The sequence below is a fragment of the Citrobacter sp. MGH106 genome, from assembly GCF_001037495.1.
GTDB classification, from domain to species: domain Bacteria; phylum Pseudomonadota; class Gammaproteobacteria; order Enterobacterales; family Enterobacteriaceae; genus Citrobacter; species Citrobacter murliniae.
The window spans coordinates 3,747,606-3,773,584 of the sequence record NZ_KQ089822.1 but is presented as its reverse complement, the minus strand read 5'-3'; the positions used below and the strand labels follow the sequence as shown (position 1 = coordinate 3,773,584).

General features: G+C 50.7%; 25 protein-coding genes and 1 other annotated feature. Of the genes, 18 read left to right on the top strand and 7 right to left on the bottom strand.

The features are described 5' to 3' along the window. The first annotated feature begins 86 nt into the window (after positions 1–86). Entirely contained in the window at positions 87–413 is a 327-nt protein-coding gene (trpR, locus tag SK36_RS17600) for a trp operon repressor (protein WP_045439539.1), read from the top strand. A gap of 93 nt (positions 414–506) precedes the next feature. Here trpR and yjjX read toward each other — a convergent pair whose 3' ends face one another. Beyond that, positions 507–1,022, bottom strand: a complete 516-nt coding sequence (yjjX, locus tag SK36_RS17595) for an inosine/xanthosine triphosphatase (RefSeq protein ID WP_045439542.1) — start codon at positions 1,020–1,022, stop codon at positions 507–509. 250 nt (positions 1,023–1,272) lie between these two features. Here yjjX and gpmB point away from each other — a divergent pair, with 250 nt between their 5' ends. Continuing rightward, entirely contained in the window at positions 1,273–1,920 is a 648-nt protein-coding gene (gene gpmB / locus SK36_RS17590) for a 2,3-diphosphoglycerate-dependent phosphoglycerate mutase GpmB (protein ID WP_045439544.1), read from the top strand. Here the strand turns inward: gpmB and robA are convergent. Then, the gene (robA, locus tag SK36_RS17585) at positions 1,917–2,786 is read right to left on the bottom strand and encodes an MDR efflux pump AcrAB transcriptional activator RobA (RefSeq protein WP_045439547.1); all 870 of its coding nucleotides are present in this window, start codon (positions 2,784–2,786) and stop codon (positions 1,917–1,919) included. The two genes, gpmB and robA, sit on opposite strands and share 4 nt — an antisense overlap. A 211-nt stretch (positions 2,787–2,997) precedes the next feature. On the opposite strand from robA, the gene creA reads away from it, so the two are divergent. The 4 genes from creA to creD are packed head-to-tail and all read left to right on the top strand — an operon-like array spanning position 2,998 to position 7,001. After that, complete coding sequence (gene creA / locus SK36_RS17580) at positions 2,998–3,471, top strand: protein CreA (RefSeq protein ID WP_045439549.1); 474 nt, start codon at positions 2,998–3,000, stop codon at positions 3,469–3,471. A 12-nt stretch (positions 3,472–3,483) separates the two neighbouring features. Further along, on the top strand, positions 3,484–4,173 hold the full coding sequence (creB, locus tag SK36_RS17575) for a two-component system response regulator CreB (RefSeq protein ID WP_045439551.1): 690 nt from the start codon (positions 3,484–3,486) through the stop codon (positions 4,171–4,173). Beyond that, positions 4,173–5,597: a two-component system sensor histidine kinase CreC gene (creC, locus tag SK36_RS17570; RefSeq protein ID WP_048222093.1), complete on the top strand. Its 1,425-nt coding sequence runs from the start codon at positions 4,173–4,175 to the stop codon at positions 5,595–5,597. Before creB ends, creC begins: the two co-directional genes overlap by 1 nt. A 57-nt stretch (positions 5,598–5,654) precedes the next feature. Continuing rightward, positions 5,655–7,001: a cell envelope integrity protein CreD gene (creD, locus tag SK36_RS17565; RefSeq protein ID WP_048222091.1), complete on the top strand. Its 1,347-nt coding sequence runs from the start codon at positions 5,655–5,657 to the stop codon at positions 6,999–7,001. 60 nt (positions 7,002–7,061) lie between these two features. Here creD and arcA read toward each other — a convergent pair whose 3' ends face one another. Continuing rightward, a complete protein-coding gene (arcA, locus tag SK36_RS17560; protein ID WP_001194359.1) occupies positions 7,062–7,778 on the bottom strand; it encodes a two-component system response regulator ArcA in 717 nt (238 codons plus the stop codon). A gap of 95 nt (positions 7,779–7,873) precedes the next feature. Here arcA and yjjY point away from each other — a divergent pair, with 95 nt between their 5' ends. The 6 genes from yjjY to thrC all read left to right on the top strand — a co-directional run bounded on the left by yjjY (position 7,874) and on the right by thrC (position 14,134). After that, positions 7,874–8,014 (top strand): YjjY family protein, encoded by a 141-nt coding sequence (gene yjjY, locus SK36_RS24760; RefSeq protein ID WP_001541509.1) that lies wholly within the window; start codon positions 7,874–7,876, stop codon positions 8,012–8,014. Positions 8,015–8,413: 399 nt separating this feature from the next. After that, complete coding sequence (locus SK36_RS17555; protein ID WP_048222090.1) at positions 8,414–9,100, top strand: tRNA/rRNA methyltransferase; 687 nt, start codon at positions 8,414–8,416, stop codon at positions 9,098–9,100. 200 nt (positions 9,101–9,300) lie between these two features. After that, positions 9,301–9,427, top strand: a sequence feature (Thr leader region). Beyond that, positions 9,306–9,371: a thr operon leader peptide gene (thrL, locus tag SK36_RS23950; protein WP_001386572.1), complete on the top strand. Its 66-nt coding sequence runs from the start codon at positions 9,306–9,308 to the stop codon at positions 9,369–9,371. Its footprint overlaps the feature before it by 66 nt. A 23-nt stretch (positions 9,428–9,450) precedes the next feature. Next, on the top strand, positions 9,451–11,913 hold the full coding sequence (gene thrA / locus SK36_RS17550) for a bifunctional aspartate kinase/homoserine dehydrogenase I (protein ID WP_048222088.1): 2,463 nt from the start codon (positions 9,451–9,453) through the stop codon (positions 11,911–11,913). 1 nt (position 11,914) lies between these two features. After that, positions 11,915–12,844 (top strand): homoserine kinase, encoded by a 930-nt coding sequence (gene thrB, locus SK36_RS17545; protein WP_045439573.1) that lies wholly within the window; start codon positions 11,915–11,917, stop codon positions 12,842–12,844. A 3-nt stretch (positions 12,845–12,847) separates the two neighbouring features. Beyond that, a complete protein-coding gene (gene thrC / locus SK36_RS17540; protein ID WP_048222087.1) occupies positions 12,848–14,134 on the top strand; it encodes a threonine synthase in 1,287 nt (428 codons plus the stop codon). A 72-nt stretch (positions 14,135–14,206) separates the two neighbouring features. Here the strand turns inward: thrC and yaaA are convergent, their stop codons facing one another. Then, positions 14,207–14,980: a peroxide stress protein YaaA gene (gene yaaA, locus SK36_RS17535; RefSeq protein WP_048222086.1), complete on the bottom strand. Its 774-nt coding sequence runs from the start codon at positions 14,978–14,980 to the stop codon at positions 14,207–14,209. Between the two features lie 77 nt (positions 14,981–15,057). Continuing rightward, positions 15,058–16,488, bottom strand: coding sequence for an alanine/glycine:cation symporter family protein (locus SK36_RS17530; protein ID WP_048222085.1), 1,431 nt, complete (start codon positions 16,486–16,488; stop codon positions 15,058–15,060). A gap of 273 nt (positions 16,489–16,761) precedes the next feature. Here SK36_RS17530 and tal point away from each other — a divergent pair, with 273 nt between their 5' ends. The 3 genes from tal (at position 16,762) to SK36_RS17515 (ending at position 19,854) form a co-directional block, all read left to right on the top strand. Then, positions 16,762–17,715, top strand: coding sequence for a transaldolase (gene tal / locus SK36_RS17525; RefSeq protein WP_045439585.1), 954 nt, complete (start codon positions 16,762–16,764; stop codon positions 17,713–17,715). 120 nt (positions 17,716–17,835) lie between these two features. After that, positions 17,836–18,423, top strand: coding sequence for a molybdopterin adenylyltransferase (mog, locus tag SK36_RS17520; protein ID WP_045439588.1), 588 nt, complete (start codon positions 17,836–17,838; stop codon positions 18,421–18,423). A 123-nt stretch (positions 18,424–18,546) separates the two neighbouring features. Beyond that, complete coding sequence (locus tag SK36_RS17515; RefSeq protein WP_048222084.1) at positions 18,547–19,854, top strand: MFS transporter; 1,308 nt, start codon at positions 18,547–18,549, stop codon at positions 19,852–19,854. A gap of 37 nt (positions 19,855–19,891) precedes the next feature. On the opposite strand, the gene satP is transcribed toward SK36_RS17515, so the two are convergent. Next, the gene (gene satP / locus SK36_RS17510; RefSeq protein WP_048222083.1) at positions 19,892–20,458 is read right to left on the bottom strand and encodes an acetate uptake transporter; all 567 of its coding nucleotides are present in this window, start codon (positions 20,456–20,458) and stop codon (positions 19,892–19,894) included. A gap of 193 nt (positions 20,459–20,651) precedes the next feature. After that, on the bottom strand, positions 20,652–21,056 hold the full coding sequence (locus SK36_RS17505) for a DUF2541 family protein (RefSeq protein WP_048222082.1): 405 nt from the start codon (positions 21,054–21,056) through the stop codon (positions 20,652–20,654). 382 nt (positions 21,057–21,438) lie between these two features. On the opposite strand from SK36_RS17505, the gene dnaK reads away from it, so the two are divergent. The 3 genes from dnaK (at position 21,439) to nhaA (ending at position 25,957) form a co-directional block, all read left to right on the top strand. Then, positions 21,439–23,361, top strand: a complete 1,923-nt coding sequence (gene dnaK, locus SK36_RS17500; RefSeq protein ID WP_045439604.1) for a molecular chaperone DnaK — start codon at positions 21,439–21,441, stop codon at positions 23,359–23,361. Between the two features lie 85 nt (positions 23,362–23,446). Beyond that, complete coding sequence (dnaJ, locus tag SK36_RS17495) at positions 23,447–24,580, top strand: molecular chaperone DnaJ (protein ID WP_045439607.1); 1,134 nt, start codon at positions 23,447–23,449, stop codon at positions 24,578–24,580. A 210-nt stretch (positions 24,581–24,790) separates the two neighbouring features. Beyond that, a complete protein-coding gene (nhaA, locus tag SK36_RS17490; protein ID WP_048222081.1) occupies positions 24,791–25,957 on the top strand; it encodes a Na+/H+ antiporter NhaA in 1,167 nt (388 codons plus the stop codon). Positions 25,958–25,979 lie beyond the last annotated feature (22 nt).

The window sequence follows — 25,979 nt, the reverse complement described above, 5'->3', positions numbered from 1 at the left end:
AGTCGAGTGTGTTATGCTATCGTACTCGTTAAAGAGTACAAAAGGGGGAAGCAAGCGCGCTTCCCCCATAACGATGGCGACACTTTATGACTCAGCAATCACCCTATTCAGCAGCGATGGCAGAACAGCGTCACCAGGAGTGGTTACGTTTTGTCGACCTGCTTAAACACGCCTACGATCAGGATTTACACCAACCACTGCTTAATTTGATGTTAACGCCAGATGAGCGCGAAGCGCTGGGTACGCGCGTGCGCATCATTGAAGAACTTCTGCGCGGTGAGATGAGTCAGCGTGAGTTAAAAAATGAGCTCGGGGCCGGGATCGCCACAATTACACGTGGTTCTAACAGCCTCAAGTCGGCGCCAGTAGAGCTGCGTCAGTGGCTGGAGCAGGTACTGCTCGGAAAAAATTGAATTTCCTGATGGCGATGCTGCCGCATTTTATCAGGCCTACAAATGACGCTGAGCCGTATGCCGGATAAGGCGAAGCCGCCATCCGGCACAACGCTACCAATACACCGCGTTATGAAACGGGCTAAGCGCCAGAATTACTGCCTGGTGGTAAACGCTGGAGCGCGTCAGTTTTCCTGCAGTAAAGACACCAATTGCTCCCTCTTTACGGCCGATCTCATCAATACCCGTATACTGTGACATCACCGGACCGAGTGCTTCCCCCTGACGGACCTTTTCGAGAATAACCGCAGGCAGCGGTAACGTTGCTGAACGCGCTTCGCCTCGCTGCGCGCCATTATCAATCACCACCCAACTGAACGTGGCGTCATCATCAATTCCTGCTTCGATGGCTACCCAGAAATCGGCCTGCGGATGCAGACGGCGCGCGTTTTCAACCCGATTTCGTGCGCCAGTACGCGTTTCCTGACTTCCAAGAGGTTGTTCTGGCACACCACTCTCGACGGCAGCGGGTTCGATATGGCAGGATCCTTCACCGAAAATCTCTTCAAATGCCTGTAGAATTGCCTGAATTTTGGCAGGATTGGTGGTAGCAGAGATAACCTTGTGCATAATTAAGCTCGGTTTGAAAAATTCATCGCAGTCTATTCTATATAATTTGAGTGACAGGAAGGCGGCAAGCGAGAAACCCCCCCTGGTGCATAGATAACTATGTGGCTGGGGGAGCGACTAATCTGTCAGGAACAGATTTGAACGCCGCAAAGCGGCGGCCCGTAAGGGCGAGGCTCATGGATGAGCCGAGTAACTCGTAGCCAACGCATCTGCCACTCAAAGTATGACGAGTATATAACGGAAAAAACGCATGTTACAGGTATACCTTGTTCGCCATGGTGAGACGCAGTGGAACGCCGAGCGACGTATTCAAGGCCAGTCAGATAGCCCACTGACCGCTAAAGGTGAGCAGCAAGCCATGCAGGTCGGCGAACGCGCCCGCTCGCTTGGCATTACTCATGTCATCAGTAGCGATTTAGGTCGTACACGACGCACCGCAGAAATCATTGCCCAGGCTTGTGGCTGTGATATTACCTTTGATGCCCGACTGCGCGAGTTGAATATGGGGGTGCTGGAAAAGCGCCATATTGATTCTCTGACGCAAGAGGAAGAGGGTTGGCGTCGCCAGTTGGTGAATGGAACGGTTGATGGCCGCATCCCGGAGGGAGAATCGATGCAGGAGTTGGGGGAACGTGTTAACGCCGCCCTGGCATCCTGTCTGGATCTTCCACAGGGAAGTCGTCCACTGCTGGTGAGTCACGGTATTGCTCTGGGTTGTCTGGTGAGCACGATTCTGGGATTGCCAGCATGGGCGGAACGCCGGTTGCGTCTGCGTAACTGCTCAATTTCCCGCGTCGATTATCAGGAAAGTTTGTGGCTGGCGCCGGGATGGGTTGTCGAAACGGCAGGGGACATATCGCATCTGGATGCCCCTGCGTTGGATGAACTACAGCGTTAGCGGCGAATAGGGATAAGGAATTCGCAGCGCAGATTAATAGGGCGATCGCCTGCTTTGGCATCTTCTGCCGGATAGTATCGCTCTATATCCTGACCTTTACGGCGAGTGAGGTTTAGCATCGGCATACAGGTGCCGTAAACCGTCAGGATAAATTCCTGCACGCCTGTCCCCAAGCCTTCATACGTAAACATCACGTATTCGCCACCCTGCAACAGGATCGGTTGTGCTGATTGCACATATCCATTGGCCTGTTCTGGCGTTAATGCAGTTGTATAGAACACTTCCTGCTCGTCATCTTTTTCAAAGCTTGGACGCGTTTCGTTTAGTCCGTATAGAACAGGCGGGATCGCCGGAGCCTGGCTGAGGAAGTCGCGCCAGAACTGAATACGCATTTCATGACGGAAATCTGAGATCTGTTCCAGTGAGCAGGAGTAACTTTGCGTGGTGCCGAGCAGTTGCGTATCTTCCAGGGTCACGAACTGATGCGGTGGCATAGCAAATTCCCCGAGTCTCATCGGCGGACGAATACCAAAAGCGCTCCATTCTGGCGAGCGGCGATACAGCGCAGGCGTCTGCGCAAATTGCTTTTTGAACGCGCGAGTAAACGTTTGTTGAGAGTCGAAACGGTATTGCAGGGCAATATCAAGAATGGGGCGAGCAGTCAGACGAAGCGCCACTGCAGACTTCGATAAACGACGGGCGCGGATATAGGCGCCAATAGCATGGCCCGTCACGTCCTTAAACATTCTCTGCAGGTGCCACTTGGAATAGCCCGCTTTTGCCGCCACATTGTCAAGCGACAGGGGCTGATCCAGATGACCTTCCAGCCAGACTAATAGGTCGCGAATAATGCCAGCCTGATCCATAAAATATCCTCATCCTTTCAACAACGAGTACCTGACGTCAGGTATGTGGATAATAGCATTTTTTGCTGTTTTAGCATTCAGTGTTTTTTTTGCTCATAAATGCTTTTTTCGGGCATACGAAAGCGTGATTATTGTAATCCTGTGATCTGTATACGTTTTATCTTAGAATGTCGAATAATTACACAGAGTAACTTTTAAAAATGGTAACAATATGAAATATAAGAGCTTAGTCATTTCCTCAATTTTGCTGATGCTGGCGCAGGTTGCCCATGCCGAGCAAATTGGTTCTGTCGATACGGTATTCAAAATGTTTGGACCAGATCATAAAATTGTGGTCGAAGCTTTTGACGATCCGGATGTTACCAATGTGACCTGCTACGTTAGCCGAGCGAAAACCGGCGGCATCAAGGGCGGGTTAGGACTGGCTGAAGATACTTCCGATGCCGCGATCTCTTGTCAGCAGGTGGGGCCGATTGAACTGAGCGACCGAATCAAGAATGGCAAAGCTGAGGGTGAGGTTGTCTTTAAGAAACGTACATCGTTGGTGTTTAAGTCCTTACAGGTAGTACGTTTTTATGATGCGAAACGTAATACGCTGGCATATCTGGCCTATTCAGATAAGGTTGTTGACGGGTCGCCTAAAAATGCCATCAGTGCAGTACCCATCATGCCGTGGCGACAATAACAAGGAAGCAAGATGCAACAGCCGTTGATCTGGTTGGTTGAGGATGAGCAGGGAATTGCTGACACGCTTATCTACATGCTGCAACAGGAAGGTTTTAGTGTCGAAGCGTTTGAGCGCGGGTTGCCGGTGCTGGAAAAAGCGCGACAGCACTGCCCTGATGCGATAATCCTCGATGTTGGTTTACCTGATATCAGCGGCTTTGAGCTATGCCGGCGCTTGTTGGAACATCACCCGGCTTTACCCATTCTCTTTCTGACCGCACGCAGCGATGAAGTGGATCGTCTTCTGGGGCTGGAAATTGGCGCGGATGACTATGTTGCGAAACCTTTCTCGCCGCGTGAGGTCTGTGCCCGTGTACGCTCGCTGCTCCGACGGGTGAAAAAATTTTCCGCTCCATCATCGTCGACGCGTTTTGGTGATTTTGAACTTAATGAACCTGCCGCGCAGATCGCCTGGTTTGGCATACCGCTAAGCCTGACGCGCTATGAATTCCTGCTGCTGAAAACATTGCTGATGTCGCCGGGACGTATCTATTCTCGCCAACAGTTGATGGATTTAGTCTGGGCCGATGCTCAGGATACCTTTGACAGGACTGTCGATACGCATATTAAAACGTTGCGTGCCAAACTGCGGGCGATTAATCCCGAACTCTCGCCGATTAACACTCATCGCGGTATGGGGTATAGCCTGAGGAGCGTCTGATGCGCATCGGCATGCGTTTGCTGCTGGGCTACTTTCTGATCGTGGCCGTTGCTGCCTGGTTCGTTTTGTCTATCTTTGTGCAGGAGATTAAGCCTGGCGTTCGCCGTGCTACAGAAGGCACCCTGATTGATACAGCTACGTTATTAGCCGCGCTGGCTCGTGATGATCTTCTTTCAGGCGACCCTGCTAACGGCAAGTTGGCGCAGGCATTTTCGCAACTGCACGATCGTCCTTTTCGCGCCAATATCAGCGGTATTAACAAAGTTCGAAATGAGTACCATGTCTACATGACGGACGCACAGGGTAGGGTGTTGTTTGACTCTGCCAACAAAGCCGTCGGTGAAGATTATTCCCGCTGGAACGACGTTTGGTTAACGCTGCGCGGGCAGTATGGCGCACGTAGTACGCCACAAAATTCAGACGATCCGGAAAGCTCAGTCATGTACGTTGCCGCACCGATTATAGATGGCGGGCGTATTATCGGCGTTCTTAGCGTCGGCAAACCGAATGCGGCAATGGCACCGGTTATTAAGCGTAGTGAACGGCGGATGCTATGGGCGAGTGCGGTGTTGCTGGGTATTGCATTGGTGATTGGCGCAGGGATGGTGTGGTGGATAAACCGATCTATTGCCAGACTGGCGCGCTATGCTGATTCCGTAACGGAGAATCGACCCGTTGCCTTACCTGATTTAGGCAGCAGTGAGCTACGTAAACTGGCGCAGGCGCTGGAAAGTATGCGTCTGAAGCTGGAGGGTAAGAATTACATTGAGCAGTACGTCTACGCGTTAACGCATGAACTGAAAAGTCCACTGGCAGCTATTCGCGGTGCGGCGGAGATTTTGCGTGAAGGCCCGCCGCCTAATGTGGTTGCGCGCTTTACCGAAAATATTCTGACGCAAAATGCGCGCATGCAGGTGCTGGTTGAAACCCTGCTACGGCAGGCGCGACTGGAAAACCGGCAGGATATTTCATTCATCCCCGTGGCGGTAGATGCGCTATTTGTTCAGTTGCGTGACGCGCGTAGCGTCCAGTTAGCGGCTAAGAACATCACGCTTACTATTGTGCCTTCATCACTGATTGTCGCGGCTGATCCTGCGTTACTGGAGCAGGCAGTAGGTAATTTACTTGATAACGCCATCGACTTCACACCGGAGAAGGGAAACATTATCCTTAGTGCATATCAGCAGGATGAGAGAGTCACATTGCAGATTACGGACAGCGGAAGCGGTATCCCTGACTTTGCGCTGCCACGTATTTTTGAACGTTTTTACTCGCTCCCCCGTGAGAATGGGCAGAAGAGCAGTGGTTTAGGTCTGGCATTTGTGAGCGAAGTCGCGCGACTGCTTAACGGTGAAGTGGTACTGCATAACCGTTCCGAAGGTGGGGTGCAGGCTTCGTTGACGCTTCACCGTCACTTCACATAACTTCAAACTCCCCGCACATAGCTGTTTTACCTTGCTGGCATTGCAAAGGAGAACGCTATGTTGAAATCCCCCCTGTTTTGGAAAATAGTCACCTTAAGTGGTGCAATGCTGCTGTTATTAATTCCTCTGACAATGGTCAGACAAATTATCGTTGAGCGATCGGATTACCGCAGTGCAGTAGAAGATGCCATCCGACAGAGTACCAGTGGGCCGCAGAAGATGGTTGGTCCACTGATCGCTATTCCCGTGACAGAAGTTTATACCGAGCTGGAAGATGACAAAAAGGTCCTGCGTAAGCGCAGCTTTATCCATTTCTGGCTGCCAGAGTCGTTAATGGTAGAGGCAAATCAGGACGTCGAAGCACGAAGGATCGGTATTTACGAGGGACAGGTCTGGCATAACGGTATGTCAGTGCGGGCAGAGTTTAATGCTGAGCGTCTGAGTGAATTGAATCATCCGAATGTGACTGTGGGAAAACCGTTTATTGTGGTTGGTGTAGGTGATGCCCGAGGTATTGGCGTAGTCAATGCACCGCAGGTCAACGGAGTTTCACTAACGGTTGAGCCCGGAACGGGGTTGAATGGGCGTGCTCAGGGGATCCATATTCCGCTACCGGATGCCGACTGGGTGGAGAAGGATCTCAGTCTGGCATTGTCACTCAATCTGAGTGGAACCGGAGATTTCTCTGTCGTTCCGGTGGGGCGTAGCAGCGAAATGACCTTAACCAGCAACTGGCCTCATCCCAACTTTCTGGGGGACTTTCTTCCGGCAAAGCGCGAAGTCAGCGAGTCAGGGTTTAAGGCCCAATGGCAAAGCAGTTGGTTTGCCAATAACCTGGGCGAACGCTTTGAGGGGGAGAAAATTGGCTGGCAGGGAATGCCTGCATTTAGCGTAGCTGTGGCCACGCCTGCGGATCAGTATCAATTGACGGACAGAGCAACAAAGTATGCCAGCTTGTTAATAGTACTGACCTTTATGTCTTTCTTTGTACTCGAGTGTATGAGCAATCTTCGTCTGCATCCTATGCAGTATCTGCTGGTGGGGTTATCGCTGGTGATGTTTTATCTGTTGCTGTTGGCGCTGTCAGAACATATTGGCTTTACGGCGGCGTGGATCATTGCCAGCATGGTTGGTGCGTTGATGAACGGCGTTTATTTACAGGCGATATTGCAGGGATGGCGTAACAGTATTTTGTTCACAGTGGCGCTGCTGTCTCTGGATGGGGTGATGTGGGTGCTGTTGCGTTCGCAGGACAGCGCTTTATTGCTGGGAACCGGTGTGCTGTTGTTTGCGCTATGCGGGATCATGTTCCTGACGCGTCATCTTGACTGGCACTCGCTTGCTCAACCAAAGCCAAAAGACGTTCAAACCGCTGAGAATGACGGGCTGCGTTTGTGGAAATAGGGCAATGATGAAATGAAAAACGGCGCATAAAGCGCCGTTTTTATACCAGTCAGAATCGAATTAATCCTGCAGGTCGCCGCAGAAGCGGTAACCTTCACCGTGAATGGTCGCGATGATTTCTGGTGTATCCGGCGTGGATTCGAAATGTTTACGAATGCGGCGGATTGTTACATCAACGGTACGGTCATGCGGTTTCAGTTCGCGACCGGTCATTTTTTTCAACAGTTCTGCGCGAGACTGGATTTTGCCCGGATTCTCACAGAAGTGAAGCATGGCACGGAATTCACTGCGTGGCAGTTTATACTGCTCGCCGTCAGGACCGATTAGAGAACGGCTGTTAATATCCAGTTCCCAACCATTGAACTTGTAGCTTTCGACGCTACGACGCTCTTCGCTGACCGTGCCCAGATTCATGGTACGGGACAGCAGGTTACGAGCACGGATAGTCAGTTCACGTGGGTTAAACGGCTTGGTGATGTAATCGTCAGCGCCGATTTCGAGGCCGAGAATTTTGTCGACTTCGTTATCACGGCCCGTCAGGAACATCAGCGCAACGTTAGCTTGTTCACGTAGTTCACGCGCTAACAGAAGACCGTTTTTGCCTGGCAGATTGATATCCATAATCACAAGGTTGATGTCATATTCAGAGAGGATCTGATGCATTTCCGCGCCATCTGTCGCCTCGAATACATCATAGCCTTCCGCTTCGAAAATGCTTTTCAACGTGTTGCGTGTTACTAACTCGTCTTCAACGATAAGAATGTGCGGGGTCTGCATGTTTGCTACCTAAATTGCCAACTAAATCGAAACAGGAAGTACAAAAGTCCCTGACCTGCCTGATGCATGTCGTAAATTAACATGATCGGCGTAACATGACTAAAGTACGTAATTGCGTTCTTGATGCACTTTCCATCAACGTCAACAACATCATTAGCTTGGTCGTGGGCACTTTCCCTCTGGACCCGACAGTGTCAAAAACGGCTGTCATCCTAACCATTTTAACAGCAACATAACAGGCTAAGACGTACCGGACACCCAATAAAACTACGCTTCGTTGACATATATCAAGTTCAATTGTAGCACGTTAACAGTTTGATGAAATCATCGTATCCAAATGTTAGCTTTCATCACAAAAATGCAATAATACAACTAGTTGCACTCGCAAACTAATAAATGTAATGAATCCAATGAATGAGATCCATTTTCAATTAAATTATCATGGATAAACAGAAGGATATACAACTTCTGTTAACAAAAAAAGTAATAGTAAATCCACGAAATAGTTTAGCATTTTTTACTGAATGTGGAATGCATTTTCAGTGATTTCTGTTAAAAATATGTAAATTCGCGCTGCGTAATATGTTGATGGGCATCACATTATTATCTGCAGACTGGCCAAAAAGAGTATCGAAATGCGTTTAACTATTATTCTGGTAGCCCCTGCCAGAGCAGAAAATATTGGTGCGGCTGCCCGTGCTATGAAAACCATGGGTTTTGCCGAGTTGCGGATCGTTGACAGCCTGGCTCACCTGGAGCCTGCGACGCGATGGGTTGCGCATGGCTCAGGTGATATTATTGATAATATTAACGTTTTTTCAACGCTGGCTGAAGCGCTTCATGATGTTGATTTTACCGTCGCCACCACGGCGCGCAGCCGCGCGAAGTTCCATTATTACGCCACTCCTGTCGAGCTGGTCCCCTTGTTGGAAGAAAAATCTGCATGGATGGAACACGCCGCGCTGGTTTTTGGTCGTGAAGATTCAGGCCTGACAAACGATGAATTAGCTCTGGCCGATGTACTGACCGGTGTCCCCATGGTTGCCGACTATCCTTCACTCAATCTGGGGCAGGCGGTGATGGTGTATTGCTATCAATTAGCAGGTTTAATACAACAGCCCACAAAAACCATTGAGCCGACAGATGAGCTTCAGTTACAGGCATTACGCGCACGTGTTTTACGTTTATTAACCACGCTGGACGTTGCTGATGACATCAAACTAACGGATTGGCTGCAACAGCGAATGGGCCTGTTAGGGCAGCGAGACACGGCAATGTTGCACCGTTTTCTACATGATATTGAAAAAAACATCACAAAATAAAATTTCACATTTTTTGTTTTTTATGGTGTTTGACTCTGACTTCAAGTGGGCATGGCACGCTGTATTGGTTGAAAGTAAAAGAGTAGGCAGTCGCTCGTGAACAAGTTTCGGAGTGTGATCAATTTAAAAATTTATTGACTTAGGTCATAAGATACTTTAACCCTAAAAGAATACAGCACAGAATAATTACAGAGCACACAACATCATGAAACGCATCAGCACCACTATTACCACAACCATCACCATTACCACAGGTAACGGTGCGGGCTGACGCGTACAGGAAACACAGAAAAAAGCCCGCACCTAAACAGTGCGGGCTTTTTTTTCGACCAAAGGTAACGAGGTAAACCATGCGAGTGTTGAAGTTCGGCGGTACATCAGTGGCAAATGCAGAGCGCTTTCTGCGAGTGGCCGATATTCTGGAAAGCAATGCCAGGCAGGGGCAGGTCGCGACCGTTCTGTCTGCCCCCGCAAAAATTACTAACCATCTGGTGGCGATGATTGAGAAGACCATCGGTGGTCAGGACGCTTTACCAAATATCAGTGACGCCGAACGTATTTTCTCTGAGCTTTTGGTCGGTCTTGCTGCTGCGCAGCCGGATTTCCCGCTGGCTCAACTCAAAACTTTTGTTGAACAAGAATTTGCCCAGATTAAGCATGTCCTGCACGGCATCAGCCTGTTGGGACAGTGTCCGGACAGCATCAATGCTGCGCTTATCTGCCGTGGTGAAAAAATGTCGATCGCCATCATGGCAGGTTTGCTTGAAGCGCGCGGACATAACGTTACTGTTATCGACCCGGTTGAAAAACTGCTGGCGGTTGGTCATTACCTCGAATCTACCGTTGATATCACTGAATCTACTCGTCGCATTGCTGCCAGCCGTATTCCTGCTGATCATATGATACTGATGGCGGGCTTTACTGCCGGGAATGAAAAAGGCGAATTAGTGGTATTGGGACGCAACGGATCTGACTACTCTGCTGCCGTGCTGGCTGCCTGTTTACGTGCAGACTGTTGTGAAATCTGGACTGATGTTGACGGTGTTTATACCTGTGATCCACGTCAGGTTCCTGATGCCAGGCTACTTAAATCGATGTCTTATCAGGAAGCGATGGAGCTTTCTTACTTCGGTGCCAAAGTTCTTCATCCGCGTACCATCACTCCGATTGCCCAGTTCCAGATCCCCTGCCTGATTAAAAACACCGGTAACCCGCAAGCGCCGGGTACGCTGATTGGCGCCAGCTGCGATGAAGACGACTTGCCGGTAAAAGGCATTTCTAACCTGAACAATATGGCGATGTTTAGCGTTTCGGGGCCAGGAATGAAAGGGATGGTGGGAATGGCAGCACGCGTTTTTGCTGCGATGTCTCGTGCGGGTATCTCCGTGGTGCTGATCACTCAATCCTCCTCTGAATACAGCATCAGTTTCTGCGTACCGCAGGGCGACTGCGTGCGTGCTCAGCGTGCTATGCAGGATGAATTCTACCTGGAACTGAAAGAAGGGCTGCTGGAGCCTCTGGCAGTGACAGAGCGTCTGGCGATCATCTCGGTGGTTGGTGACGGTATGCGCACGCTGCGTGGCATCTCCGCCAAGTTCTTTGCGGCACTGGCGCGTGCCAACATCAATATTGTTGCCATCGCACAGGGTTCGTCTGAACGTTCTATTTCGGTAGTGGTAAACAATGATGACGCTACAACTGGTGTACGCGTTACGCATCAGATGTTGTTCAATACCGATCAGGTGATCGAAGTCTTTGTTATCGGTGTTGGCGGTGTGGGGACAGCACTGCTTGAACAGTTAAAACGCCAGCAGAGCTGGCTGAAGAGTAAGCATATTGATTTACGTGTTTGCGGCGTGGCGAACTCAAAGGCTTTACTCACAAATGTTCACGGTCTGAACCTGGAAAACTGGCAGGCGGGGCTGGCTCAAGCAAAGGAACCTTTCAACCTCGGTCGCTTAATTCGCCTGGTGAAAGAATATCATCTGCTCAATCCGGTGATTGTTGACTGTACTTCAAGTCAGGCTGTGGCAGATCAGTATGCTGACTTCCTGCGTGAAGGCTTCCATGTAGTAACCCCGAACAAAAAAGCCAACACTTCATCGATGGATTATTACCATCAGTTGCGCTTTGCCGCGGCAAAATCGCGGCGTAAATTCCTCTACGACACCAACGTGGGGGCGGGTTTACCGGTTATCGAAAACCTACAAAACCTGCTCAGTGCAGGCGATGAACTGCAGCGATTTTCCGGAATTCTGTCTGGTTCACTGTCGTTTATTTTCGGCAAACTGGATGAAGGAATGAGCTTCTCGCAGGCCACTATTATGGCGCGTGAAATGGGCTACACCGAACCTGATCCGCGTGACGATCTTTCCGGGATGGATGTCGCGCGTAAGTTGCTGATCCTCGCCCGCGAAACCGGACGCGAACTGGAGCTCTCTGATATCGTTATTGAACCGGTGTTGCCGCAAGGTTTTGACGATTCAGGCGACGTTACAACATTTATGGCCAATCTGTCGCGGCTGGACCAGGCCTTTGCCGCTCGTGTGGCGAAAGCCCGTGATGAGGGCAAAGTATTGCGCTATGTTGGCAATATTGAAGAAGATGGCGTTTGCTGCGTGAAAATAGCTGAAGTGGACGGCAACGATCCGTTGTTCAAAGTGAAAAACGGTGAAAATGCGCTGGCCTTCTATAGCCACTACTATCAGCCATTGCCGCTGGTGCTACGCGGATATGGTGCGGGTAACGATGTGACTGCGGCGGGTGTCTTTGCCGACCTGCTACGTACCCTTTCATGGAAGTTAGGAGTCTAAAATGGTTAGAGTTTATGCCCCGGCTTCCAGTGCCAATATGAGCGTCGGGTTTGATGTGCTCGGGGCGGCGGTAACACCCGTTGATGGTTCTCTGTTGGGGGATGTTGTCAGCGTCGAAGCGGCTGATAGCTTCAGCCTGAACAACCTCGGACGCTTTGCCAACAAGTTGCCGTCAGAGCCGCGGGAAAATATCGTTTATCAGTGCTGGGAGCGGTTCTGCCAGGAACTGGGTAAACATATTCCGGTGAGCATGACGCTGGAAAAAAATATGCCGATTGGCTCCGGGTTAGGCTCCAGCGCCTGCTCTGTCGTTGCTGCTCTGGTCGCGATGAATGAGTACTGCGGGAAGCCGCTTAACGATATGCGCTTGCTGGCGATTATGGGCGAGCTGGAAGGGCGTATCTCCGGCAGTATCCATTACGACAATGTCGCCCCGTGCTTTTTGGGCGGCATGCAGTTAATGATTGAAGAAAACGGCATCATTAGCCAGCAGGTGCCAGGATTTGATGAATGGCTGTGGGTGCTGGCGTATCCGGGTATTAAAGTGTCTACGGCGGAAGCGCGGGCGATTTTACCTGCGCAGTATCGCCGCCAGGACTGTATTGCCCATGGGCGTCATCTGGCTGGATTTATCCATGCCTGCTATTCCCGCCAGCCTCAACTGGCCGCGAAGTTGATGAAGGATGTGATTGCGGAACCGTATCGCACCCGCTTACTGCCCGGCTTTAGCCAGGCACGTCAGGCGGTGGCGGAAATTGGCGCGTTGGCCAGTGGGATCTCCGGGTCAGGACCGACGCTGTTTGCCTTGTGCGATAAGCCGGATACGGCACAGCGTGTAGCAGACTGGCTGGATAAAAATTACTTACAAAATCAGGAAGGCTTTGTTCATATTTGCCGGCTGGACACGGCGGGCGCACGGGTACTGGGATAATAAATGAAACTCTACAATCTTAAAGATCATAACGAGCAGGTCAGTTTCGCGCAGGCCGTCACGCAAGGGTTAGGTAAAAAGCAGGGGCTATTTTTCCCGCACGATCTGCCGGAATTTAGTCTGACTGAAATTGATGACATGCTGAAGCAAGACTTTGTCAGCCGTAGTACCAGGATCCTCTCCTCATTTATTGGTGATGAAATCCCTCAGGAGATCCTTGCCGAGCGTGTGGGCGCAGCGTTTGCTTTCCCGGCGCCGGTCGCTCAGGTTGAAGGTGATGTCGGCTGTCTTGAGCTGTTCCACGGCCCAACACTGGCATTTAAAGATTTCGGTGGCCGCTTTATGGCGCAAATGCTGACACATATCAGCGGCGATAAGCCGGTTACTATCCTGACGGCGACCTCCGGAGATACCGGTGCTGCAGTCGCACATGCTTTTTATGGTTTGAAAAATGTGCGCGTGGTGATCCTCTATCCGAACGGTAAGATCAGTCCATTACAGGAAAAATTGTTCTGTACGTTGGGTGGGAATATCGAAACCGTTGCCATCGATGGTGATTTTGATGCCTGTCAGGCTCTGGTTAAACAGGCGTTTGATGACGAGGAACTGAAAGTGGCTCTGGGGCTAAATTCGGCTAACTCGATCAACATCAGTCGTCTACTGGCACAAATTTGTTACTACTTTGAAGCCGTTGCCCAACTGCCACAAGAGGCGCGGAATCAACTGGTGATTTCCGTTCCCAGCGGTAACTTTGGCGATCTGACGGCCGGCCTGCTGGCGAAATCCCTTGGTCTGCCAGTGAAGCGCTTTATCGCAGCAACTAACGTCAATGATACGGTTCCGCGTTTCCTGCAAGGTGGTGAATGGACACCGAAAGCAACGCAGGCAACCTTATCGAATGCAATGGATGTCAGCCAGCCGAACAACTGGCCGCGAGTGGAAGAACTGTTCCGCCGTAAAATCTGGCGTCTGAGTGAGCTGGGTTATGCGGCCGTTGATGATGCAACCACTCAGGAAACCATGCGTGAACTACAGGCGGTTGGATACACCTCTGAGCCGCATGCAGCCGTCGCTTACCGCGCTTTACGTGACCAGTTAAATCCGGGCGAGTATGGTTTGTTCCTCGGTACTGCGCATCCGGCGAAGTTTAAAGAAAGCGTTGAAGAGATTCTTGATGTGACGCTGGATCTGCCAAAAGAGCTGGCGGAGCGTGCGGACTTACCTCTGCTCTCCCATCACTTACCCGCCGATTTTGCCGCGCTGCGTCAGTTGATGATGACCCGCAGCTAACTATAGTGCCCGGTAGCGCATGCGCTTACCGGGCCTACAAAATCTGTTGGTTAATCTCTATTGCTAAACAAATCACTGTTCGTGACGTTTAAACACCAGTTCACCGTTCCCTGACGCTTCTTCATCAAAGAAATAGCCGTCACTGTTAAACGCCTCAAGCTGTTCTGGCTTTGTTAAACGGTTTTCAATGATGTAGCGGCTCATCAGGCCACGTGCCTTTTTGGCATAGAAACTGATGACTTTGAATTTGCCATTTTTCTCATCGAGGAAAACGGGTTTGATCAGCTCCGCGTTTAGCTTTTTCGGCTTCACGGATTTGAAATATTCATCAGAGGCGAGGTTAACCACCACGTTGTCGCCTTGTGCTTCCAGCGCTTCATTTAGTTTGTCTGTGATGATATCTCCCCAGAACTGGTAGAGATCTTTCCCCTTCGTATTGGCAAGACGGATGCCCATTTCCAGACGATAAGGCTGCATCAGGTCCAGTGGGCGTAAAACGCCATACAGTCCGGATAGCATGCGCAAATGCTGCTGAGCGAAATCAAAATCCGCCTCACTGAAGGTTTCTGCCTGCAATCCGGTGTAGACATCGCCCTTAAACGCCAGAATCGCCTGACGCGCATTCTCAGGTGTGAAATCAGGCTGCCAGTCATGAAAGCGGGTGGCATTCAGGTCCGCCAGCTTGTCGCTAATCCCCATCAGCTTGCCAATCTGCGGTGCAGAGAGCTGGCGTGCGGTATGAATAAGCTGCTGGGAGTGATCCAGCAGCTCGGGCAGCGTATGGCGAGTGGTGGCCAGCGGACTTTGGTAGTCGAGTGTTTTTGCAGGTGAAATCAGAATCAGCATATCCAGTCCTTGCAGGAAATTTACTGCGACTTTAGCAAAAAAAACGACAGAATTGATCGATGGTTGCAATTGCCTGGCTAGTTGTGGGGCGGTTCATGCCATGTTTCCGGTGCAAGCTGTTGTCTGATATCAGGATAACGGTGTGGATCAAATTCTGGTCGCACGCCGAGTTTTCGCTGACGCAGGTAATCGCTGGCAAGAGTGTGGACAACCGGGGACAGCAGTAAAATTGCCGTCAGATTAGTGATGGCCATACAGGCCATGATAATGTCGGCTAACTGCCACACCAGCGGAAACTGGAGTAATGTTCCTGCAATTACAGTGCAGACTGTCGTGATACGTAAAAGCCAGATGACCCGGATATTGTCCAGATTCAAAAAGACCAGGTTGTTTTCCGCATAGATGTAGTTGGCGACGATCGAACTGAAAGCAAAAAGGATAACAATCAGAGCGACGAATCCCGCGCCCCATTCACCTGTTAGCGATACCATGGCTTTCTGAACCAACTGGATACCTTCCATTGGGACATATGTAGTTCCATTCCCTGCCAGAAGAATAATCATTGCGCTGGCTGTACAGATAATCAGTGTATCACCCAGCACGCCAATCATTTGCACAATACCTTGTGCGGCAGGATGCGGAGGCCATGAGGCGGCTGAAGCCGCAGCGTTAGGGGTTGAACCCATTCCGGCCTCATTCGAAAACATACCGCGTTGAAAGCCACTGGCAATGGCCTGGCTTAGCGTATACCCGGCTGCACCGGCGGCGGCTTCCTGCCAGCCAAATGCACTCTTCACAATGGTGACGATGATCTCTGGGATCTGGCCGATATGCCACAGACAAATGGCAATGCTACAGCCAACCCACAACAAAGCCATTAACGGAACGAACCATTGCATCAAGCGGGCAACACCTTTAATTCCGCCGATTATAGCCAGTAAAGACAGCAATGCCAGCGAGATACCGGATGCAAGAGGAGGGATGTCGAAAGCAAATTCCAGCGCACGAGAGACAGAGTTTGCCTGGACGCTGTTAAAAATCAGGCCATAAGCAATGAGTAAGAAGATAGCAAAGAGGACGCCCATCCAGCGCATGCCCAGTCCGCGAGCCATATACCACGCAGGCCCGCCGCGAAACTGCCCCTTACTGTCGCGCTCTTTATACAGTTGTGCGAGTGAGCACTCGGCAAACGAGGTCGCCATACCAATCAGGGCAGAGACCCACATCCAGAAGACAGCACCAGCGCCACCTGCAGCAATAGCCAGTGCAACGCCAGCCAGGTTTCCGCTTCCGATACGAGCCGCAAGGCTGGTACACAGTGCCTGAAATGATGTTAAACCGCCCGGCTGTGGGCTGAGACTATTTTTAAGACTTTTGCCAAACTGGCGAACGTAGCGAAACTGGACAAATCCCGTACGGTAAGTGAACCAACACCCTGCGCCTAGCAGGAGGTAGATCATCACCGATCCCCAGAGTACTTCATTAATAAATGAGAAAAAATCAGGCATTAACATCCCTCTTGTTGATGCCGGCAAGCGCGAATAATCCCGTGTAAGCGCTACCAATTAGCGAACAGTATATACCTTGTCATGAGATTGATAGCGGGAGTTTATCATACATCAGGTCTCCCCCTTAATTGCGCATGGCTGGTCTGGAGATGCGTAATCAGAGCTGAACGGCAGGTCGGGCAATCCCGGCGGTTGCGCTGAGAGTGCGTCGTGCTATCATCAGGGAAGATCGGTTACATCCCCCTAACAAGCTGTTTAAAGAGAAACGCTATCATGACGGACAAATTGACCTCCCTTCGTCAGTTCACCACTGTAGTGGCCGACACCGGAGACATCGCGGCAATGAAGCTGTATCAGCCTCAGGATGCCACAACTAACCCTTCTCTCATTCTTAACGCAGCGCAGATCCCGGAATACCGTAAGCTGATTGATGATGCTGTCGCCTGGGCTAAGCAGCAGAGTAACGACCGCGCACAGCAGATCGTCGATGCAACTGACAAACTGGCGGTGAACATTGGTCTGGAGATCCTGAAGCTGGTCCCGGGTCGCATCTCCACCGAAGTTGACGCTCGTCTGTCCTACGACACTGACGCATCTATCGCGAAAGCAAAACGCCTGATCAAACTGTACAACGATGCTGGCATCAGCAACGATCGTATTCTGATCAAACTGGCTTCTACCTGGCAGGGTATCCGTGCCGCGGAGCAGCTGGAAAAAGAAGGCATTAACTGTAACTTGACCCTGCTGTTCTCCTTCGCGCAGGCGCGCGCATGTGCAGAAGCTGGCGTATACCTGATCTCTCCGTTCGTTGGCCGTATTCTTGACTGGTACAAAGCGAATACCGACAAGAAAGAGTATGCACCGGCAGAAGATCCAGGTGTGGTTTCCGTTACGGAAATCTACGAGTATTACAAACAACACGGTTATGAAACTGTGGTTATGGGCGCGAGCTTCCGTAACATCGGCGAAATCATTGAGCTGGCAGGCTGCGATCGTCTGACGATTGCTCCGGCACTGCTGAAAGAGCTGGCGGAAAGCGAAGGTGCTATCGAGCGTAAACTGTCCTTCTCCGGTGAAGTGAAGGCGCGTCCGGCACGCATCACTGAAGCTGAGTTCCTGTGGCAGCACAACCAGGATCCGATGGCTGTAGACAAACTGGCGGATGGTATCCGTAAGTTTGCTGTAGACCAGGGTAAACTGGAAAAAATGATCGGCGATCTGCTGTAATCATTTAAGCGTGACCGGGCTTCCGGTCACGCTCTCGTTCTATACCTCTTCTGAAACCTGTCTGTCGCTTCCTCCGCAGTGTATCATTCTGTTTAACGAGACTGTTTAAACGGAATAATCATGAACACTTTACGCATTGGCCTAGTTTCCATTTCTGACCGAGCCTCCAGTGGCGTTTACCAGGATAAGGGGATCCCTGCTCTCGAAGAGTGGCTGGCATCGGCCCTGACGACCCCTTTTGAGCTACAAACGCGGCTAATCCCGGATGAGCAGGCGATCATCGAACAAACGTTGTGCGAACTGGTTGATGAAATGAGTTGTCATCTGGTGTTGACCACCGGAGGCACCGGTCCGGCACGTCGCGATGTGACACCGGATGCGACGCTGGCTGTTGCCGACCGCCAAATGCCTGGTTTTGGTGAGCAAATGCGCCAGATTAGTCTGCACTTTGTCCCTACGGCGATCCTCTCCCGCCAGGTCGGGGTGATTCGTAAGCAGGCGTTGATCCTGAACCTGCCTGGGCAACCTAAATCGATCAAAGAGACGCTGGAAGGCGTGAAAGGTGCCGACGGTAAGGTTATTGTACCGGGTATTTTTGCAAGTGTACCGTATTGTATACAGTTGCTGGATGGACCATACGTGGAAACCGCACCGGCAGTGGTAGCATCTTTTCGACCAAAAAGCGCAATACGCGATACAAACGCCTGAAAGTAGCCTATTTGTGATATAAATGACAATGATGGTGGAGTGTTGAATTGTTTACGATATAGTAATTTTTAATTTACACGTATCGACAAAACGTTCAATGACTCCACTGACTCATGGTTTGCTATGTCACAACACTCTCGACCGCTGAATCGCCAGGATTCTAAAACCCTTTCGCTTGCTGCCCTCGGCGGGGCGCTGGAGTTTTATGATTTCATTATTTTTGTCTTCTTTGCCTCAGTCGTTGGCGAATTATTTTTCCCCGCAGACATCCCGGAATGGCTACGTCAGGTCCAAACCTTTGGTATTTTTGCCGCAGGATATCTGGCGCGTCCGTTGGGTGGCATCATCATGGCGCATTTTGGCGATCTGGTGGGGCGTAAGAAAATGTTCACTTTGAGCATTTTGCTGATGGCGATACCGACGCTGGCGATTGGCCTGTTACCGACTTACACCTCGATGGGGATTCTGGCACCGCTGTTGTTGCTGCTGATGCGTATTTTGCAGGGCGCTGCCATTGGTGGAGAAGTTCCGGGGGCGTGGGTGTTTGTGGCAGAACATGTCCCGGAACGCCGTATTGGTATTGCCTGCGGAACACTGACCGCCGGATTGACAGTCGGTATTCTGTTGGGGTCAGTGGTTGCAACGCTGGTCAATACAAGCCTGACACCGCAGGCCGTACATGAGTACGGCTGGCGTATTCCTTTCCTCTTAGGGGGGGCGTTTGGGCTGGTGGCGATGTACCTGCGCCGTTGGTTGCAGGAAACACCGATCTTCCTTGAAATGCAGGCGCGTAAAGCGCTGGCGGAAGAACTGCCGGTTAAATCGGTTGTCAGCAAGCATAAAAAAGCGGTGGTAATTTCGATGCTACTGACCTGGCTGCTTTCGGCCGGTATTGTGGTGGTGATCCTGATGTCGCCTGTCTGGCTGCAAAAACAGTATGGCTTTGCGCCCGCTCTGACGCTACAAGCCAACAGCGTCGCCACCATTATGCTGTGTGTGGGATGTCTGCTGGCCGGCTTTATTGTCGACAGAGTTGGTGCCAGCAAAACCTTTATTATCGGTAGCCTGCTGCTGGCCTGTTCCAGCTGGTTTTTCTATCACCTTGCCGGTATTTATCCTGAACACCTGTTTCTTTTATATGGCCTGGTCGGTTTATGTGTCGGCGTGGTCGGAGCCGTACCTTACGTGATGGTGCGGGCGTTTCCAGCGGAAGTTCGCTTTACCGGCATCTCTTTTTCCTACAATGTCTCGTATGCCATTTTTGGCGGTCTGACGCCGATTGCAGTGACAATGTTGATGAGTGTGTCGCCAATGGCTCCAGCCTGGTACGTGCTGGCGTTATCACTGGTAGGGTTAGGACTGGGAATTTGGCTGCGACAGGATATTTATCATCGCGATACGGACGTACAGGGAGAGTTGCAGCGCCTGTAAGAAATATCCCCCCGCAAGGGGGGGATAACGGAATAGATTAGTGCATTTCACCAATCGGCAGGATAGTACGGCCAAACTGTTCGTTCAGCACTTCACCCATTGCCAGGTAAATGGCGCTTGCGCCACACACTAAACCAACCCAGCCAGCGAAATGGATAACTCCTTCGTTACCTGCAATGTTGCCAACAGCCAGCAGGGCGAACAGCACCGTCAGGCTCAGGAAGACAAACTGCAAAGCACGGTTAGCTTTCAGCGTGCCGAAGAACATGAACAGTGTGAACACGCCCCACAGACCCAGATACATGCCCAGGAACTGACCATTTGTTGCATCCGCCAGGCCCATTTTCGGCATGATCAGGATGGCAACCAGCGTCAGCCAGAAAGAGCCGTAGGAGGTAAAGGCGGTTAAACCGAAGGTGTTGCCTTTTTTATATTCCAGCAGGCCGGCAAAAATTTGCGCGATACCGCCGTAGAAAATTCCCATCGCCAGAATAATAACGTCAAAGGCGAAGAAACCCGCGTTGTGCAGGTTAAGCAGAATGGTGGTCATGCCAAAGCCCATCAGGCCCAGCGGTGCCGGATTAGCCAACTTAGTGTTGCCCATAATTCCTCAAAATCATCATTGATTGAATGGTGAAATAGTTTCCCCGAATAACGATCACTGTCTTCGGGGCGCGGCATAATAATCAGGTGAGAGTGGGCTGTCTATGATCTAATAAGGGGAAAATGAATTATTTTCCCCTGTGACAGGCATCACGCTTGTGGGGGGAACATTTGGCGCAGGTAAAGGAGAGGGTTTAGTCGTCGCCAATCACTTTTAACGTCGCCATGTCAGAAGAATTGACCGACTGGCCTGAGAAGGTAATTTTCGACACACAACGTTTATTGTTGTTGTCGCTATTGATATTGATCCATTTGGTGGTTTGCCCCTCTTTGATTGACGAAGGGACATTCAGGCTCTGGCTGGACATGCGTGATGCTTTAAAATAAACGGAGGCTCCATTCAGATGAATATCGCCACGATCTGCCGTCAATTGGATGCGCTTCACAACGCGACAAACGGGGATTTTTAACGTGAGGCTGTCGGTTTGATTTCTGGGCATCGCAATCATACCGAGGACTTTATGATCGTTAGCATGTGCTGTGCTGCTCAGAAGAAGACCGAAAAGCATGCTGACAGACAGCGTTAAAACGGATTTCATGGGATTTCTCTTTGACGGGTTCAAAAGTGGCAATCTGCCACCATATTACCGCTGTCAGAAAAACGATTCATTCTTGTAATATTTTCTTTTTATTACAATTTTTTCGTGAATGGCTTATTTTGTTTTATTCGATTTATGAATAAATTTGGATTGGTAACTATTTCTCATGTTGCTTTTCAGCTCCATTTATCTCGTTTTCTGGTCTCAGGGCTAAAAAAAATTTGCATGCCCCCCTTGATGACGTGGGTTACGACCCCATCTTGTAGACAACCGCAGTGGTGAGTCTGAAAAAAAACGATTCAGGGTAGTTGAAACCGCACGTTTCGCCCTTATTACAGATTCACAACCACATGATGACCGAATTTTTAGTGGAGACGTTTAGATGGGTAAAATTATTGGTATCGACCTGGGTACTACCAACTCTTGTGTAGCGATTATGGATGGCACTACTGCACGTGTGCTGGAGAACGCCGAGGGCGATCGCACCACGCCTTCTATCATTGCTTATACCCAGGATGGTGAAACTCTGGTTGGTCAGCCGGCTAAACGTCAGGCAGTGACAAACCCGCAAAACACCCTGTTTGCGATTAAACGCCTGATTGGCCGCCGCTTCCAGGATGAAGAAGTGCAGCGTGATGAAGCTATCATGCCGTACAAAATCATCGGTGCTGACAACGGTGATGCATGGATTGATGTAAAAGGTCAGAAAATGGCACCGCCGCAGATTTCTGCAGAAGTGCTGAAAAAAATGAAGAAAACCGCTGAGGATTACCTGGGCGAACCGGTAACTGAAGCCGTTATCACCGTACCTGCATACTTTAACGATGCTCAGCGTCAGGCAACCAAAGACGCAGGCCGTATCGCAGGTCTGGAAGTCAAACGTATCATCAACGAACCGACTGCTGCCGCGCTGGCTTACGGTCTGGATAAAGAAGTCGGCAACCGTACTATCGCGGTATATGACCTCGGTGGTGGTACCTTCGATATCTCTATTATTGAAATCGACGAAGTTGACGGCGAAAAAACCTTCGAAGTTCTGGCAACCAACGGTGATACCCACCTGGGTGGTGAAGACTTCGATAGCCGTATGATCAACTACCTGGTTGACGAATTTAAGAAAGATCAGGGCATTGACCTGCGTAACGACCCGCTGGCAATGCAGCGCCTGAAAGAAGCCGCAGAAAAAGCGAAAATTGAGCTGTCTTCTGCGCAGCAGACCGACGTTAACCTGCCGTACATCACTGCAGATGCGTCTGGTCCGAAACACATGAACATCAAAGTGACCCGTGCGAAACTGGAAAGCCTGGTAGAAGATCTGGTGAACCGTTCCATCGAGCCGCTGAAAGTTGCTCTGCAGGATGCTGGTCTGTCTGTTTCCGACGTTCAGGATGTAATCCTGGTTGGTGGTCAGACTCGTATGCCGATGGTGCAGAAGAAAGTTGCTGAGTTCTTTGGTAAAGAACCGCGTAAAGACGTTAACCCGGACGAAGCTGTAGCAATTGGTGCTGCCGTTCAGGGTGGTGTATTGACCGGTGATGTGAAAGACGTACTGCTGCTGGACGTTACCCCGCTGTCTCTGGGTATCGAAACCATGGGCGGCGTGATGACTCCGCTGATCGCCAAAAATACCACCATCCCGACCAAGCACAGCCAGGTGTTCTCTACCGCTGAAGACAACCAGTCTGCGGTAACCATCCATGTGCTGCAGGGTGAACGTAAACGTGCTGCTGATAACAAAGATCTGGGTCAGTTTAACCTGGATGGCATCAGCCCGGCACCGCGCGGCATGCCGCAGATCGAAGTCACCTTCGATATCGATGCTGACGGTATCCTGCACGTTTCCGCGAAAGACAAAAACAGCGGTAAAGAGCAGAAGATCACCATCAAGGCATCTTCTGGTCTGAACGAAGAAGAAATTCAGAAAATGGTTCGTGAAGCAGAAGCGAACGCGGAATCTGACCGTAAGTTCGAAGAGCTGGTTCAGACCCGTAACCAGGGCGACCATCTGCTGCACAGCACTCGCAAGCAGGTTGAAGAAGCAGGCGACAAACTGCCAGCTGATGACAAAACTGCCATCGAGTCTGCACTGACCGCGCTGGAAACTTCTCTGAAAGGTGAAGACAAAGCGGATATCGAAGCGAAAATGCAGGCGCTGGCACAGGTTTCCCAGAAACTGATGGAAATCGCTCAGCAGCAGCACGCGCAGCAGCAGGCTGGTGCAGCAGGCGCTGATGCTTCTGCAAACAACGCGAAAGATGACGATGTTGTCGACGCTGAGTTTGAAGAAGTGAAAGACAAAAAATAATCGCCCTTTGAACGGGTAATTACTGGCACGGGCGAAGAGGTTTCCTCTCCGCCCGTGCATGCATGTTAGGGGCAGATAAAAAAAGATGGCTAAGCAAGACTATTACGAGATTTTAGGCGTTTCCAAAACAGCGGAAGAGCGTGAAATCAAAAAGGCCTACAAGCGCCTGGCCATGAAATTCCACCCGGACCGTAACCAGGGTGATAAAGAGGCCGAAGCTAAATTCAAAGAGATCAAAGAAGCCTACGAGATCCTGACCGATGCGCAAAAGCGTGCGGCTTACGATCAGTACGGCCATGCAGCATTTGAGCAAGGCGGTATGGGCGGCGGCGGCGGTTTTGGCGGCGGTGCTGACTTCAGCGATATCTTTGGTGACGTGTTTGGCGATATCTTTGGCGGTGGTCGTGGCCGTCAGCGCGCCTCACGTGGTGCTGATTTACGTTACAACATGGATCTCACTCTGGAAGAAGCCGTGCGTGGCGTCACCAAAGAGATCCGTATTCCTACACTGGAAGAGTGTGACGTCTGCCACGGCAGCGGCGCGAAATCCGGTACTCAGCCGCAGACCTGTCCAACCTGTCACGGTTCAGGTCAGGTGCAGATGCGTCAGGGCTTTTTTGCCGTACAGCAGACCTGTCCACACTGCCAGGGGCGCGGTACGCTGATCAAAGATCCATGCAATAAATGCCATGGTCATGGTCGCGTAGAGAAGAGTAAAACGCTGTCCGTTAAAATACCTGCTGGGGTGGATACCGGCGATCGTATTCGCTTGTCTGGTGAAGGCGAAGCAGGCGAGCATGGCGCACCGGCAGGCGATCTGTACGTTCAGGTGCAGGTGAAACAGCACCCGATTTTTGAACGAGAAGGCAATAACCTCTACTGTGAAGTACCGATTAACTTTGCGATGGCAGCTCTGGGCGGTGAAATTGAAGTACCGACGCTGGATGGCCGCGTGAAGTTAAAAATACCTGGTGAAACGCAAACCGGTAAACTTTTCCGTATGCGTGGCAAAGGTGTTAAATCGGTTCGCGGTGGTGCTCAGGGCGATCTGTTGTGCCGTGTTGTCGTTGAAACCCCAGTGGGTCTGAACGACAAACAAAAACAGTTGCTGAAAGATCTTCAGGACAGCTTTGGCGGTCCGACGGGTGAGCAAAACAGCCCGCGCTCAAAAAGCTTCTTCGACGGCGTGAAGAAATTCTTCGATGATCTGACGCGCTAATAAACAAGCCTAACATTTGATGAAAAGCCTGAGACTGAAGAGCCTCAGGCTTTTTTTATTTCTGCGATCCGTCCTGATCAAATTGTCATCCACCTTTGTTTTTAGTTCGTAAATACCGAGTTATTCATCATAAATAAACTAATATTAACGATGAGTTATGCGGAGTAAGATAGTAATTACGAAGTATTCACCCAATAGAGAGAATAAAAAGTGAAACATCTGCATCGTTTTTTTAGTAGCGACGCCTCGGGAGGCATTATTCTGATCATCGCTGCAGTGGTAGCTATGTTGATGGCCAATATCGGCGTAACCAGTGGATGGTACCACGCCTTTCTGGAAACCCCCGTCCAACTGCGGGTTGGCGCGCTTGAGATCAACAAAAATATGCTGCTGTGGATCAACGACGCCTTGATGGCGGTGTTTTTCCTGCTAATTGGTCTGGAAGTGAAGCGTGAGCTGATGCAAGGGTCGCTGGCCAGCCTGCGTCAGGCTGCTTTTCCAATCATTGCGGCAATTGGCGGCATGATTGTTCCGGCGTTGCTCTATCTCGCATTCAACTATGCCGATCCTATCACCCGTGAAGGGTGGGCGATCCCGGCGGCAACGGATATAGCTTTTGCATTGGGCGTGCTGGCACTGCTGGGGAGTCGTGTCCCGCTGGCGCTGAAAATATTCCTGATGGCGCTGGCGATTATCGATGATCTTGGCGCTATCGTGATTATCGCGCTGTTCTATACCAGCGACCTGTCACTGCTTTCGCTGGGGGTTGCCGCATTCGCTATTTTGATTCTGGCGGCGTTGAATTTGTGCGGGGTAAGACGTACCGGCATTTATATTCTGGTTGGCGTAGTGCTGTGGACTGCGGTACTGAAGTCCGGCGTGCACGCGACCCTGGCTGGCGTAATTGTTGGTTTCTTCATTCCGTTGAAGGAAAAGCATGGCCGGTCACCAGCGAAGCGTCTGGAGCACGTCCTGCATCCGTGGGTGGCATATTTGATTCTACCGCTGTTTGCCTTTGCCAATGCGGGAGTTTCATTGCAGGGCGTTACGATGGATGGGCTAACCTCCATACTGCCTCTGGGCATTATTGCCGGCCTGCTTATTGGTAAGCCGTTGGGAATCAGCCTGTTCTGCTGGCTGGCGCTGCGTCTGAAGTTGGCACAGTTGCCGGAGGGGACGAATTTCCAGCAAATTATGGCGGTGGGTATTCTGTGCGGTATTGGCTTCACAATGTCGATTTTTATCGCCAGCCTTGCGTTTGGTAACGTTGATCCTGAGTTAATTAACTGGGCGAAACTGGGGATCCTGATCGGTTCCTTGCTGTCGGCGGTTATCGGTTATAGCTGGCTGCGCACGCGTTTGAATGCGCCAGCCTGATCGGTTAATCCGTTTATGACAA

Bases quoted from the DNA above. Each gene is read 5' to 3' on its own strand.
- yaaA (WP_048222086.1), bottom strand. From the start codon at position 14,980: ATGCTGATTCTGATTTCACCTGCAAAAACACTCGACTACCAAAGTCCG.
- dnaK (WP_045439604.1), top strand. From the start codon at position 21,439: ATGGGTAAAATTATTGGTATCGACCTGGGTACTACCAACTCTTGTGTA.
- arcA (WP_001194359.1), bottom strand. From the start codon at position 7,778: ATGCAGACCCCGCACATTCTTATCGTTGAAGACGAGTTAGTAACACGC.
- thrB (WP_045439573.1), top strand. From the start codon at position 11,915: ATGGTTAGAGTTTATGCCCCGGCTTCCAGTGCCAATATGAGCGTCGGG.
- creA (WP_045439549.1), top strand. From the start codon at position 2,998: ATGAAATATAAGAGCTTAGTCATTTCCTCAATTTTGCTGATGCTGGCG.
- thrC (WP_048222087.1), top strand. From the start codon at position 12,848: ATGAAACTCTACAATCTTAAAGATCATAACGAGCAGGTCAGTTTCGCG.
- trpR (WP_045439539.1), top strand. From the start codon at position 87: ATGACTCAGCAATCACCCTATTCAGCAGCGATGGCAGAACAGCGTCAC.
- thrA (WP_048222088.1), top strand. From the start codon at position 9,451: ATGCGAGTGTTGAAGTTCGGCGGTACATCAGTGGCAAATGCAGAGCGC.
- SK36_RS17530 (WP_048222085.1), bottom strand. From the start codon at position 16,488: ATGCCTGATTTTTTCTCATTTATTAATGAAGTACTCTGGGGATCGGTG.
- yjjY (WP_001541509.1), top strand. From the start codon at position 7,874: ATGACTAAAGTACGTAATTGCGTTCTTGATGCACTTTCCATCAACGTC.
- dnaJ (WP_045439607.1), top strand. From the start codon at position 23,447: ATGGCTAAGCAAGACTATTACGAGATTTTAGGCGTTTCCAAAACAGCG.
- creD (WP_048222091.1), top strand. From the start codon at position 5,655: ATGTTGAAATCCCCCCTGTTTTGGAAAATAGTCACCTTAAGTGGTGCA.
- creC (WP_048222093.1), top strand. From the start codon at position 4,173: ATGCGCATCGGCATGCGTTTGCTGCTGGGCTACTTTCTGATCGTGGCC.
- SK36_RS17555 (WP_048222090.1), top strand. From the start codon at position 8,414: ATGCGTTTAACTATTATTCTGGTAGCCCCTGCCAGAGCAGAAAATATT.
- robA (WP_045439547.1), bottom strand. From the start codon at position 2,786: ATGGATCAGGCTGGCATTATTCGCGACCTATTAGTCTGGCTGGAAGGT.
- creB (WP_045439551.1), top strand. From the start codon at position 3,484: ATGCAACAGCCGTTGATCTGGTTGGTTGAGGATGAGCAGGGAATTGCT.
- SK36_RS17515 (WP_048222084.1), top strand. From the start codon at position 18,547: ATGTCACAACACTCTCGACCGCTGAATCGCCAGGATTCTAAAACCCTT.
- tal (WP_045439585.1), top strand. From the start codon at position 16,762: ATGACGGACAAATTGACCTCCCTTCGTCAGTTCACCACTGTAGTGGCC.
- yjjX (WP_045439542.1), bottom strand. From the start codon at position 1,022: ATGCACAAGGTTATCTCTGCTACCACCAATCCTGCCAAAATTCAGGCA.
- mog (WP_045439588.1), top strand. From the start codon at position 17,836: ATGAACACTTTACGCATTGGCCTAGTTTCCATTTCTGACCGAGCCTCC.
- satP (WP_048222083.1), bottom strand. From the start codon at position 20,458: ATGGGCAACACTAAGTTGGCTAATCCGGCACCGCTGGGCCTGATGGGC.
- SK36_RS17505 (WP_048222082.1), bottom strand. From the start codon at position 21,056: ATGAAATCCGTTTTAACGCTGTCTGTCAGCATGCTTTTCGGTCTTCTT.
- gpmB (WP_045439544.1), top strand. From the start codon at position 1,273: ATGTTACAGGTATACCTTGTTCGCCATGGTGAGACGCAGTGGAACGCC.